Source organism: Paenibacillus sp. Y916 (assembly GCF_056786435.1).
Map to the genome: position 1 here is coordinate 409,589 of NZ_JBXCJA010000004.1, position 13,663 is coordinate 423,251.

The window sequence follows — 13,663 nt, forward strand, 5'->3', positions numbered from 1 at the left end:
ACCATTGCTATCTGCTTCTCCTCCTTGCTGTCCTTCCTTAACAAGCTGACTTGTGTTTGGAACCATATAGAAGCCTTAATCACCTTGGAATCATCGGATAAAAGTTGCAGCATTCCCTCATACTCTTCTCTTCTTAATCCAGCTAACCTAATTGTTCATCACATTGAACCGTACGTAACGATTGCTCACCAGGTAAATCTGAACAACTAAGCGAAAGAAGCAATGCATACTACAGTTTATACAGCCATAGAGAGAAGAGTGAGCCCTTTTTCAGAACAATGGACCATCTGACAGTTTACATGCATCTATCTTTGAGGTTCGAGTCTTTAACTAAACCATAAGATTCATCCTATTCTCGAGGCAGAAAAAAGACGTATGTTCTTATGACAGAACATACGTTTTTTTAATATTTTTAAGAACCGTTATAACGGTATTATTAAATTTTGATAAGTTTAGGAGTCGATTGACAATCGAAGGCGTCAATGCTGTACCATTAATTAGAAGCTGTGAGTTTACAGCTAAAGCTGCCGTCAGGTTGATTTGATAAGATATCATATACGTTCCGGCAGTTGGGATTGTAATGATTGTACTCGCTCCATTAACTGTTATTCCGTTTAAAATATGATCATCTGGAAGCGGAACATTAGTATCACCGTGGATAACTGCAATTATTGCGCCAGAAGTATTAGTTTCTCCAGAAATAGAGCTAAGTCTAATAAAGAATGAGCGAAAAGTAAACCTATTCTGTAATCAGCAAATCGCTAGAACATAAATAACAAGAGGTATTTCAGAATGAATACTCCCACCACTTACCAACGCTGTCGCTTCGGTTGAAGTGGGGGTTTCTGATGTATCATCCAACTTATTTCAGGATGTTTAACACCAGGGGAGTTGACACGTTGATGGTCTGGTTACCATCCAACCCCTCTATCCCATTCGCTCCTTTGGCGGATACGTTTGGGAATACTTTTCGCATAATGTTGGCTGCGCCGTTGACATCGGCATGAATCAAGCCTTTCGAGTTCTTATACAGACCGCGATATATCCGCTTGCCTGAGAATACCCATCTACCCTCTTCTCCATAACTCGGCAACGGGTCTTGATCAAAGAAGCTGGCTTTCGAGGTATACGCCTCTTCCGTCAGGATAACGACTATTTCATGTTCTATTGCCTTATACTCGATCATCTTGATGAGCATCTGATGGGGAATATGACTGAAGGACTGATTGTTTCGCCGTCCTATTCCTGGGGCTTGCTTCCATCCATCGTTATGGCCAATGACAATCGTACCAATGTTGTGCTCCACTGCCAACTTAATAATCTGATGACTTACCTTGTGGAACAAGTCTTTGATCCTACGGTGGCGTTTCAGATGAAGCCGTTCTAATCGTCTGGACGTATACGCTCCTTCGCGTGGTTCCTTGCCCTGACGAAGAATGCCAGTATAGTGCGCTTTCATCTTGTTGTAATACTGATTGATCGATTTAACGATCTTACCCTTCACGATGAGCGGTTTCGCTCCGGTCGTCGTGACAATGGTTGTAAGATTGTTGACGCCAAGATCAATGGCCAACACGTGTTCTTGTGCCACTCCCTTCTTTTCGATCGGATAAGCGAAGATCATTTCGACCACGTATTGTCCATGGCTTGGGACGACACGCACTTGCATCAGTTGTCCGTTGGTACAACCCAGCTTACCGATGTTCAGTTGCAGCTTGGTCTTTGGAAACTTAAGAAACTTACGTTCTTTGATTACACAATCTTGATTGGAGAACATGACTTCCTTCACCCTATTCCGGGCGTACCCCGGAATATTAGGCTTGCCATTGTACTTCTCAGGATGCTGACGGTAATCCTTGATGCTAGCAAAAAAGGCCTTCCAGTTTTGGAACACCACCTTCATGATTCCCTGACTGCACTGCGTCGGGAGCGCCCGATAATCGATTTGATTCATCACCTTGAACAAAGCGTCCAAGAAGTTGTAATGAACAAAGGGAATTTCTTGCGACGGTAGCTTGAACGGATGGGAACGATTCTTTTCACTTCGTCGTTCGTTCATGACGTCAATATGTGATGCCAGCGTGTCCAGAACTTGCTGTTGCAACGGCTGAAGCTGCTCATTCTTCCCAAAAGCGGTAACGATCTGTCGGATGTAAAAATTGGTCGTGTTATACAGGTTCTTGGCATCCTGACATGCTTGATCGAGGTACGAAAACAAGCGATGACCTGGCTTAATCCACACTTGATAGGTTCTGTACATTGGCTTTGAATCTGACAAAGCTTCACCCCCTTCCAACTTATATAATACGAATATACGTTCTATTCTTATTATACCTTTTAAGATTTAGTAAAGGAAGAATATCTTGTGGGATTATTCAGGAGGTCGCCGATTCACCTCGCCACTTATAGAAGTGGGAGTCCTCTCGGCGAAAATTGATAGAGATGATTTTAAAGAGATAAACAAGGTGTCATAGCAATATTTCCTGTTAATCTCAAGCGAATCATTACACTCATGAAGAATCAAAGTAAAAAAAAAGGTGATATTCCGTTCAATTTCGAACGAAATATCGCCTTTTAAATTTAAATCATGTCTTCAGCAAATTAAAAACGTTTCATACTTGATAATGAACTTTAGTCATTTCCCTTACTTAACTTATTGCGATACCCGCACTTGCATATCCTGCGACAGTATTTACTAAGGATAGTCCGGCAGCTGTCGTTGTGAATACTAACAATAACCGCGTCTCCGCTGTTACCGGTATTGCCAGCCCTGTCAAAATACCGTTTGAGACGTCTCCAATAGAGATAAGTCCGGTAAGAGCAGGTGCTAACGTTACGAGAGTACCTGCAATTGGAGAGAAAGTGTTATCAGGTGTCGTAGAACTGTACAACTGTGCATGAATGGATACGGTTGAACCCACCAGAGCAAGTGCAGCTGTTACACTGAAATACGCAGCAATAGAAGTAATCGTTCCAGCACGTGGTAAAGAGAATGCAAAGTTCAGCAGCGTACCCGCAGCTCCAGTAAGATCAATTGTCGCGCCCAATACACTAAGACTTGGTGCAGAGCTTCCGAACCCAATAAGACTAGGTGTACCAGCAAGCCCCCCTACAATAGATGTTAATATTACAGGGATACCGGAAGCGAATGGAATAATTGCGCTGGATCCTGTGACACCAGTAACTCCAGTAACTCCTGTTACTCCTGTTACTCCTGTTGCTCCTGTATCACCAGTCGCCCCTGTCGCTCCAGTTACTCCAGTTGCTCCTGTTACTCCTGTTACTCCTGTTACTCCTGTTACTCCTGTTACTCCTGTTGCTCCTGTATCACCAGTCGCCCCTGTCGCTCCCGTTACTCCCGTTACTCCTGTTGCTCCTGTTTCACCAGTTACACCAGTTACTCCAGTTGCTCCAGTTACTCCAGTTGCTCCTGTATCACCAGTTGCTCCTGTTGCTCCGTCTGCTCCGGTCGCACCTGTTGCTCCGTCTACTCCGGTCGCACCTGTTGCTCCGTCTACTCCGGTTGCACCTGTTGCTCCGTCTACTCCGGTTGCACCTGTTGCTCCGTCTAATCCGGTTGCACCTGTTGCTCCGTCTACTCCGGTTGCACCTGTTGCTCCGTCTAATCCGGTTGCACCTGTTGCTCCGTCTAATCCGGTTGCACCTGTTGCTCCGTCTACTCCGGTTGCTCCAGTTGCTCCGTCTACTCCAGTTGCACCTGTTGCTCCGTCTAATCCGGTTGCACCTGTTGCTCCGTCTAATCCGGTTACACCTGTTGCTCCGTCTAATCCGGTTGCACCTGTTGCTCCGTCTGCTCCGGTTGCTCCTGTTGCGCCTGTTGCTCCGTCTACTCCGGTTGCACCTGTTGCTCCGTCTAATCCGGTTGCACCTGTTGCTCCGTCTGCTCCGGTTGCTCCTGTTGCTCCGTCTGCTCCGGTTGCTCCTGTTGCTCCGTCTGCTCCGGTTGCTCCTGTTGCTCCGTCTACTCCGGTTGCACCTGTTGCTCCGTCTACTCCGGTTGCACCCGTTGCTCCGTCTGCTCCGGTTGCACCTGTTGCTCCGTCTACTCCGGTTGCACCAGTTGCTCCGTCTGCTCCGGTTGCACCTGTTGCTCCATCTGCTCCGGTTGCACCTGTTGCTCCGTCTGCTCCGGTTGCACCTGTGGCTCCGTCTGCTCCGGTTGCACCTGTTGCTCCGTCTACTCCGGTTGCTCCTGTTGCTCCGTCTGCTCCGGTTGCACCTGTGGCTCCGTCTACTCCGGTTGCACCTGTTGCTCCGTCTGCTCCGGTTGCACCTGTTGCTCCGTCTGCTCCGGTTGCACCTGTTGCCCCGTCTACTCCGGTTGCACCTGTTGCCCCGTCTACTCCGGTTGCACCTGTTGCTCCGTCTGCACCTGTTGCCCCATCTGCTCCTGTTGCTCCATCTGCTCCCGTTGCTCCTCTTGCACCTGTTGCTCCAGTTGCTCCTGTTGGAACTGTTGGTATATTAATAGCGACGATTGCAGAACCTTGAGTAACCTCAATATCTAACGTCGTAGATACAAAGGATAATGTTTCACCCACTAATACCGTTGCCACATCACCCAGCGGACCTTCAACAAAGAACAAAGGCTCTTGTGGATCAAATTCTCCAGTTGGACCTGTTGGTCCTGTTGGTCCTGTTGGTCCTGTTGAACCCGTAGGTCCTGTTGGTCCTGTCGGTCCTCCAAATGGACCTGTAGATCCTGTAGGTCCTGTTGGTCCCAACAATGTAGGAGCAGACAGAACGGCTTCTAACTTATTCGTTAAGATCCATTCCTTTTTAATCGTTTCTCTTAGTGTATCACGTACACTTTCATTTACACTTAAAAGATCTGCTATCGTTGCTCCAGGGCCAGTAATACCAGGTAATGTCCCCAGAACGTATTGTAGCTTCTCCCCCTCTGCATTAATAATGTGACTCAGTCCTAATTCCTCCATCGCTATTGATGATAGTAGCAACGTTATTGCCTCTTCACGTGTTACTGAAATGCTGGGAGTAATATTCGGAATATTAGCTTGTGACATATTTACAACTCCTTTACTTGTGGAATGCTCTATCATATGAAATCGATCATTCTGTTGTTTGTGCTTTTTTTCATAATGGGGAAGGTGTCTTCTTGGATACTAGACTACTTTAGTTATTCACTCTTGAATTGCTCGTAATATAAGATCTAATTTATCCGTAAGAATCCATTCCTTTTTTCCTATTTCGCGAAGTGTTTCTCTAACACTGTTGTTCATGTTCAATACATCACTTAGTGTTGCGGCTGGTGAAGAGACGCCTGGTAGAGAACCAAGTATATATTGAATTTTCTCTCCTTCTGCATTAATAATATGAGCGAGCCCTAATTCCTCCATCGCAATAGAAGTCAATATTAAGTTGATTGCATCGTCTCTGGTTAATGATATGGATGGAGTGATATTCGGAATATTAGCTTGTGACAATGAACCCTCCTCCTTTAGTTTAATAACATAATGTATGTATTACAGAAGTAATGGGACTGATCGATACACCTATTTATATAAATGGAAATGCTAATGACACAGCCTATATGAGCCGCTTATACAATACTGTGCCCAACAGGAATAAGCAGGTTCCCATACTGCGGAACCTGCTAGATTATCATTATTAATGCCAACAGTTAATTATTTTTTATAGTGTTAGAAGAATCTTAATGTTCTGCACTATATCGATTTAGCATTTCAGCTTGCAAATTACTTTTCTTTTGCATCTATTCGGTGCTTTTCTTTTTTTTGGTACCTTACATTTTTTTGCTGCAAGTATTTTAATAATACGTGCTACTGTTTTCTTCGATATGCGAATACCCTTTTTACGGAGAATTTTGGTGATCTTCGGGACATTGCATCTAGATTGTCGATTGCAAATAACGGCATGGACTAGCGCCTCATTTTTGCAAGTTACTCCTTTTCTACGCCTTTTAGCTCTGACATACACCGTACGCCCTCGGGGTCCTGGTGGACCCCGATGGCCCCGATGGCCCGAATGGCCCGGAGGGCCCGCTCGACCTACACCATGTGGGCCTTCAGGACCTTCAGGACCTTCAGGACCTTCAGGTCCTCGTGGTCCAGCGAGACCCGTTGCGCCTGTCGCACCTGTCGCACCTGCACCCGGTCCAGTAGGACCGACTGGTCCAGTTGGCCCCACTGGTCCTGTTGCTCCCCTACCCGGAGAAACAAACTTTTTGAGTGAATCCAGCTTATTTTGGAGAATAAATTCTGTCTTCGTAACCTCTTCTAGCATTTCCTTCACATTACAATTCAATGTTATAATTTCCTCAAATGTTGGTGCAGGCGTAACACCTCCGCCAGACAACGTTCCCAATGCATACTGAATTTTTTCTGCTTCTGCGTTAAGAATATGGCTAAGACCTAGCTCCTGCATTGCAATAGAAGCTAATATTAGATTTATTGCATCATCACGTGTTACTGTAATTTCAGGTGTAATATTAGGGATATTAGCTTGCGACATTTTACAATACACTCCTTCCCTTTTTTCATTCATCACGTATGATATACGAACAATATTAGTTCAATATCTACATCCAGTATATGAATTCACTATGAAAGGGATTGGACTATCCTACCTGTTTCTACTCTCCAATGGCTCCGAAAGTTGTTGCAGAAGATCCTTCTATTAACTTAAGGGCTTCATGTGCATCTCTATGATCTGGTAACAATTCAAGGACTTTCAAATAGGCATCCTTAGCTTCTTCATAGTTCTTCAGATTTTGGTGACAGACTCCAATATAATAATGAGCATAGAAGCTACCTACACCAACCATAATTAAATGTGCCGTATTTACCTCCTTCAGTTCCAAACAGTGATTAAAGGATACCAACGCTTTCGCGTACTCCTTAGATTGCATATAGATAATCCCTCTGTAGAAGTGCAAATCCACATAGTCGGGATACAGTTGAATTGCAAAATTTATTCCATCTTTGGCTCCTTCATAACTACCGAGTGCAAGCAGGATAGAGTATTTTAATTTATACAATAGGGAAGGTGGCATGGACTTTTTTTCTAAAAAGCGTCGAATAGACGTGTTCACAGACTCGAAGGCCTGAACAAGTTCTCCTGAACGATAAAGTTCGCTACCGATATGATAATCGATCCAAGGATCATAATCCTTCTGTTGCTTCTCTTTCTCCAATAGACGTAAATTCCGCTCAAACTTCCCTTTAATCTCTACCTCATGGTCCATATAACCATAATGATGAATATTGACAGGAAGTGTAATAACTGATTGTTTAGTTAAACCTAATTTGGATATATCTAATTGCTCATGAACGGCATTACGAAAGCGGAGATTAGAATTATTACGGAAGAGCCGATACTGTGCTAGCAAGTGCGACTGATTATAGCTAGCTGGAAGAGGACCATAATAGTTGATGATTTGTACACTACCCAACCAATACTTATCTTCTTTTAACACATTTCGTAATAATTCAACACTTTCTCCCTCCACTTCTTCATCAGCATCAAGCCAGAGCACCCAATCTCCTGTGCTCTTCTCTAGACCATAATTACGTGCAGCCGCGAAGTCATCATTCCACTCGTAAGAATAGACTGAAGCATTGAAACTCAGGGCAATTTCTTTCGTCCGATCCTCTGAACCTGTATCGACAATAATAATCTCATCGACTACAGCCCTAACACTCTTCAAGCATTGCGCAAGTCTTTCCTCTTCATTTCGTACGATCATACAGAGTGTCAACTTCTTAAGTTCCTCCGAATTATTATCCACGATTGTAAATCCTCCCTTTTATTCATAGTTCAACATTGAGAATCAGCAACACAAAATGAGTTAGAAATTAGAGACTCATGTAATACTAAATATATGTCTAGGGCAGTTTTCTGTTACTTATGATATTTGCTCGTAGAGCACGTGGTTATTACCAAGCAACACAAAGAGACTTCTCACAAGTTCAATGAACTCATGAGAAGTCTCTCTGTGTGAATTGCCATTCAGAAGGAAACTGAGGCTGGATATAGACCATCAATCAAATAACGATAAACCCATGGAACGGTTCCTATTAACCTTTTACTAATTTACTGCGAACTTTATTCGATACAACTTCCACTATTAAAATAAGTGCGATAAGGCCAATTAGAATAGATCCTACTTCCGACCAGCGATAAGCATTCATCGCAAAAATAAGTGGGGCACCTATCCCACCGCCTCCAACTAATCCGAGAATAGCAGCATCACGCAGATTCATATCAAAGCGATAAATAACGATGGACATGAACATTGCTGACAACTGAGGGAGAATACCATAGCGAATCTTCTCGATAGTCGTGCAACCAATGGATTCCATAGATTCAAGCACAGATGTATCTAAATCTTCAATAACATCAACATATAGCTTTGATAACATACCGACGCTGGTAAGAGATATGGTAAGCACACCTGTAAAAGGACCTTGCCCGGTGACGCGAATGAACATTAATCCATACACGATAGGTGGAATTGTGCGGATGACAATTAATAAGAAGCGGATCACAAAGGCTACTGGCTTCGGCACAATATTAGATGCAGAGAGAAAAGCAAGTGGAATAGCTAGCACCGCCCCAACAATGGTTCCTAAAAAGGCGATGGCCATAGTTTCAAGCAATAAATATAAGACCCCACCTGTAGTCAAATTAAACAAGAATTCCGTATCTGGTTGAACTAGCCCTAATAAAATGTTTTTCGCAATCGACAATCCATTTGCTGTTACGTTATCCAATTGCACTGCTGATGTTGACCACACAAAAATAATGAGGACAATCACAGTGATTAGAAAATTAGGCAGATGGCGGTTTGTGGCTTGTTGTAACTGTTTATCTATAGCATTCATCATTTCTTCACCTACATCAATTTCTTTCGAAAATATTCACTAATCGTTTCAATCACGAAAACAGTACATACGAGCATCAACAAAATCATCCCCACGTTGGCATAGTTTCTCCAGCCAAGACTCTCAGCTAACAATAAACCAATTCCACCTGCACCAACGTATCCTAATATAGAGGCATACCGAACATTCCCCTCGAAACAGAACAATGATGTCGATAGATAGTTAGGTAGCACCTGTGGAAGTATAGCATACCGGAACGATTGAATCGTTGTCAGACCCATCGCATTCATCGCCTCATAAGCACCCATATTTGCATTTTCGATCTGCTCGTACAGCAATTTACCTATATAAGAAATAGTAAACAAGAATATTGCAACTGTTCCTGCCATTGTTCCTAATCCAAAAATAAATGTAGCGATCAGTGCTACTACTAAAGTCGGCAAAGTTCGCAGTATACTCAAAAGGAATTTTGTAACTGAAGGAATCCAACGACTACGATTAATATTACTGGCTGCTAACATTGCGATCGGTAATGCACAAATAGCCCCAAGTGCAGAACCAAATAAAGACATCTTTATAGTAGCAATTAGTGGTTCCCATAGCTTCGGCATATAAGCCCATGTTGGCGGGATCATTTCATGAATAATGACAAAAAACTGATTGATTCGTTTAAATAATCTTTGCAAGTCAAAATCAGTAATCTGAACAGAAAGATAGGTCAGCACTATAAAAACTAATAATATGATCGGAGTCATCGATCGTTTTTGGATGACGACTTTTCCATTAGGCAATTCTATTGTTTTAGATGGAAACAGCTTCGTTAGCATGGCTACCGCTGCCTCCTTCATCTACTTGACCATTGTATATAAGTTGCAGGACTTGATCATTCACCTCTCGTGAAGGACCGTCATATACAACTTCACCAGCTCGTATTCCAATGACACGTGTAGCATAAGCCAGTGCTAGTTCGACATGGTGAATATTAATAATCACGGTCATATTCATCTCTTGGTTAATACGTCTGAAATCTTCCATCACTTGATTAGCAGTAACCGGATCTAATGAAGCTACTGGTTCATCTGCTAGAATAATCCCCGGGTTCTGTGCTAGTGTTCTTGCCAAAGCAACGCGTTGCTGTTGCCCTCCAGATAATTGATCTACACGTACGTACGCTTTATCCAAAATGCCGACTTTATCTAGCGACATCAGTGCTCTTCTCTTTTCATCTTCTGTAAATATTCCAAGTGTTTTACGCCAAAATGGCATCTCAGGTACGAACGCTACCAAGACATTTTTAATAACTGAAATTCTTGTCACTAAGTTAAAGGATTGAAAGATCATTCCGATCTTCCGACGTAGCAGACGGATACCTCTTCCTTTAAGTTTACTAATTTCTATCCCCTCAACCGTCAATATGCCTTCCGAAATATCATGCATTCGATTAATACAACGCAGTAACGTTGACTTACCTGCACCAGATAACCCAATAATGGCGACATATTCACCTTGGTCTATTGATAAATTAATATCTTTTAATGCTACTAATCCATTCGGATATTGTTTGTGTACCTGCTTAAATTCAATCATAGAACTACTCCAATCAGTGAAAAATGAGAACATAAATCATGTTCTCATTCTCAGTAAAATTAAGTTGTAAGAAAAATTAGTGAACTATTTCAATTGTTGTACTAGCTCTTGCGCTTTACGCTCATTGTCATAATCCGCATCTGTTGCTACTTGGTAACCACCATGGCTATAAATAGCGATTACTTCTTTACCTTCAGCAGAATTACCAATATTGATAAAAGCTTGCTCTAATGCAGTCTTTAAACTCTCATCCATGATTTCAGAGTTTTTACTTACACTTACTGTATCGTTATAGATAGCTGGCATTACACCGATTAGATCTGTTTCTTCCCAAATAGAAGCCGTACGCGTAAATTCTGTTTTCCATTTTTCTTCATAATCTCGTCGTGCATCTGCATAAGTGACAAGCACATCAGTTTGACCAGCAGCAAGACGAGCGAATGCACTTGCATAAGAATCAGCTTGCACGACTTGAGATAGATCAGTGATTGTTTTGCTGAAATTTTCTTTCAACCATAGTGCCGGGTAAATATACCCCGCTGGAGATGAGGATGACATAACGTTCCAAGAAACATTATTCAAATCTTCAAATGTCAATGCTTCCCCATTGTTTACTTTTGCCGCTAGTGCTTTTCCCTTATCCGAAGGGCCAGCTACAAGGATTGCACGATAAGAAGTTGCTTGAGTGGTAGTAGGTGCTGTAGGTTCATTCTTATTCCAATCTGTAGGGTTATCAGAATCATTACTTAAACCATCGCGAGTTGCCGTTAGAATAACTTCTGCACCATCATCGTAAAGAACATAAGTGCCGCCTGGTATCAATCCAACATCAACTGTACCCGCAGATAATCCTTCTCCAACAGCTTCATAGCTTGTACCTACCGTAATTTCAACTTCGCCTACATCATAACCAAGTCCTGCAAGTTCTTTCGTTAGCAATTCCTTTAAAGGCTCCGTCGCTGTAACGATTTCCGCAGGGTCGCGTGATGGTACGAAACCTACCGAAAGCTTCTTAATTTCTTTGTTAGACTTTACTTCTTCTTCTGGAACTGTAGCATTTTCTGCTTTGGTAGTATTATTTGCACTAGGTGTATTATTTGATGAATTGGCCGTTCCCTCATTACCACAAGCCGCTAATACGAATAACAGCATCAACGCTACACTTAACAATCCTAATTTTCTCATCTCTATTCCCCTCCTATGAATAACATACTCAATAAATATACTTGCTAAATGTAAAGACAATACCATTAGACTGTAAATGATTTGTAAATTAAAATAATCAACTTGTTAAGAACCAATTTGCATAATTATGAAATTGATTCTAATTGACAACATATACAGTTATGACCTTATAATTACACATATTAATTAAATCAGAGGTGTAGCTTATGTCTAATTCAAAAATCCAAATACTTGTAACGAGTGATGTCCATGGTTATCTTATGCCTACTACTTACCGCGGTATAACAGAACCCGTTGGACTTGCCAAAGCAGCGAGCCTTATTGAACAGTTACGACAACAACATCCGACTGTATTGATTGATAATGGAGATCTCATTCAAGGAAGTCCATTAACTTATTACCATCAAAGATTTCATCCTGAACAATCTAACCCCGTCATCAATGCTGCGAATGCACTACACTATGATTTAGCCGTGTTTGGTAATCACGAGTTTAATTATGGGTTACCTGTACTAGAGAAAACGGTCAAAGCTTCACACTTTCCGTGGTTGTCAGCCAATATCTATACCCAAGACGGATCAACTTGGATGAATCCATATCTTATTCAGGAAGTGTCAGGTATTGTAATCGGCATCATTGGCGTTACTACTCACTTTGTAAGCACATGGGAGAATCCAAGTCATATTGAAGGACTGAGATTTGAAAATGCTTTTGAAAGTGCTAAAAAGTGGTTGGGTATCATGAAAGAAAAGGAGCAAGTTGATATTACTGTACTCTGTTATCACGGGGGATTTGCTCATGATCTAACTTCAGGTAGCTTACTTGAGCCAGATACTGGGGAAAATGAAGGCTATCAAATGTGTAAGGAGCTAGACTTTGATATTATGATTACTGGACATCAACATCGGGAAATCTGTACCCAAGCATTCGGAAAATCCATTGTACAACCGGGAACGAAAGCTGTTTGTGTGGCTGGTATTACCATCGATGTGGAGATGTTCAACGGTACAAAACAAGTAATTAAGCACGAGCCTAAATTATATTATGTAGATGATCAGACTCCGCCTGATGAACGAGTGGTACGTGAAGCGAGGGAAATGCATCTTCTTACCGAACAATGGTTAGATGAACCGATTGGCTATATTACCGGGGACCTGCGATATAACAATGCTTTTGATGTACGAGTAAATAAGCATCCTTACATAGAATTTTTACAACATGTTCAAATGCATGTGGCGAACGCACCAATATCCTGTACATCTTTATTTCATGATCAACCTGGCGGTTTTAATGACCAAGTAACCATGCGTGATATCGTCACGAATTATATTTATCCCAACACGTTAAAAGTACTGCAAGTTACAGGACAGCATATTCACGCTGCCCTAGAACAATGTGCATCCTATTTCACCATTCAAGATGGTCAATTAGCGGTTAATCCCACGTTCCTACAACCAAAAGCACAGACGTATAACTATGATATGTGGGAAGGGATTCAATATATAATAGATGTACGACAGCCTATTGGCCATCGTATCATTAGCATCGATTATCAAGGGAAACCTATAGATCTTAACGCCAACTACGACGTTGTCATGAATAATTATCGTGCCACTGGTGCTGGAAACTTCCCGTACTTCGCAGATTGTCCCGTCATAAAAGACATTCAGACAGATATGACTGAAATAATTGCCAATTACTTTACTGAATTCCCTGTAGTTCAAGCTACATGCGTTCCCAATTGGAAAATCATATGGGACTCATAAGAAGCCTTCCCTTTATCATTTTCCGAAAGAAGACTCCCACCTCAATGAATGTCAAGGGCGAAGGCCAATGAGTAGGTGGGAGATGAATTTCGGTTGGTGATATCCAAATACTTCCTCCATATGATATAATAGAACAAACGTTCTCGATATGATGGAGGTATGACTCATGTTAGTACATAAAGCATACAAATTTCGTATCTATCCAAACAGAAAACAAGCAGAACTCATACATAAGACCATCGG

At 42.1% G+C, this 13,663-nt stretch carries 11 protein-coding genes and 1 pseudogene; 2 read left to right on the forward strand and 10 right to left on the reverse strand.

The features are described from left to right. Positions 1 to 381: 381 nt before the first annotated feature. From AC1TO9_RS12655 to AC1TO9_RS12700, 10 genes and pseudogenes are all read right to left on the reverse strand, one after another. On the reverse strand, positions 382 to 717 hold the full coding sequence (locus AC1TO9_RS12655; RefSeq protein ID WP_482059345.1) for a BclA C-terminal domain-containing protein: 336 nt from the start codon (positions 715 to 717) through the stop codon (positions 382 to 384). Between the two features lie 145 nt (positions 718 to 862). Continuing rightward, the gene (locus AC1TO9_RS12660; RefSeq protein ID WP_482059346.1) at positions 863 to 2,260 is read right to left on the reverse strand and encodes an RNA-guided endonuclease InsQ/TnpB family protein; all 1,398 of its coding nucleotides are present in this window, start codon (positions 2,258 to 2,260) and stop codon (positions 863 to 865) included. 388 nt (positions 2,261 to 2,648) lie between these two features. After that, on the reverse strand, positions 2,649 to 5,045 hold the full coding sequence (locus tag AC1TO9_RS12665; protein WP_482059332.1) for an exosporium glycoprotein BclB-related protein: 2,397 nt from the start codon (positions 5,043 to 5,045) through the stop codon (positions 2,649 to 2,651). A gap of 138 nt (positions 5,046 to 5,183) precedes the next feature. Further along, positions 5,184 to 5,465: pseudogene (locus AC1TO9_RS12670) on the reverse strand (alpha-helical endospore appendage domain-containing protein); the annotation flags it as partial. A 250-nt stretch (positions 5,466 to 5,715) separates the two neighbouring features. Continuing rightward, positions 5,716 to 6,510 (reverse strand): collagen-like triple helix repeat-containing protein, encoded by a 795-nt coding sequence (locus tag AC1TO9_RS12675; protein WP_482059333.1) that lies wholly within the window; start codon positions 6,508 to 6,510, stop codon positions 5,716 to 5,718. Positions 6,511 to 6,631: 121 nt separating this feature from the next. Then, positions 6,632 to 7,786, reverse strand: a complete 1,155-nt coding sequence (locus AC1TO9_RS12680) for a glycosyltransferase (protein ID WP_482055284.1) — start codon at positions 7,784 to 7,786, stop codon at positions 6,632 to 6,634. A 289-nt stretch (positions 7,787 to 8,075) separates the two neighbouring features. Beyond that, on the reverse strand, positions 8,076 to 8,882 hold the full coding sequence (gene phnE, locus AC1TO9_RS12685) for a phosphonate ABC transporter, permease protein PhnE (RefSeq protein ID WP_482055652.1): 807 nt from the start codon (positions 8,880 to 8,882) through the stop codon (positions 8,076 to 8,078). Positions 8,883 to 8,893: 11 nt separating this feature from the next. Then, on the reverse strand, positions 8,894 to 9,709 hold the full coding sequence (gene phnE, locus AC1TO9_RS12690; protein ID WP_482055283.1) for a phosphonate ABC transporter, permease protein PhnE: 816 nt from the start codon (positions 9,707 to 9,709) through the stop codon (positions 8,894 to 8,896). Continuing rightward, on the reverse strand, positions 9,684 to 10,469 hold the full coding sequence (phnC, locus tag AC1TO9_RS12695) for a phosphonate ABC transporter ATP-binding protein (RefSeq protein ID WP_482059334.1): 786 nt from the start codon (positions 10,467 to 10,469) through the stop codon (positions 9,684 to 9,686). The genes phnE (AC1TO9_RS12690) and phnC overlap by 26 nt, the downstream gene beginning before the upstream one ends. An 84-nt stretch (positions 10,470 to 10,553) precedes the next feature. Beyond that, entirely contained in the window at positions 10,554 to 11,654 is a 1,101-nt protein-coding gene (locus tag AC1TO9_RS12700; protein WP_482055281.1) for a phosphate/phosphite/phosphonate ABC transporter substrate-binding protein, read from the reverse strand. 206 nt (positions 11,655 to 11,860) lie between these two features. Here AC1TO9_RS12700 and AC1TO9_RS12705 point away from each other — a divergent pair, with 206 nt between their 5' ends. Together AC1TO9_RS12705 and AC1TO9_RS12710 are read left to right on the forward strand one after the other, a co-directional pair. Beyond that, positions 11,861 to 13,420, forward strand: coding sequence for a bifunctional metallophosphatase/5'-nucleotidase (locus AC1TO9_RS12705; protein ID WP_482059335.1), 1,560 nt, complete (start codon positions 11,861 to 11,863; stop codon positions 13,418 to 13,420). 166 nt (positions 13,421 to 13,586) lie between these two features. Then, on the forward strand, positions 13,587 to 13,663 hold a 77-nt coding region (locus tag AC1TO9_RS12710; protein ID WP_482059347.1), incomplete at its 3' end, for a helix-turn-helix domain-containing protein.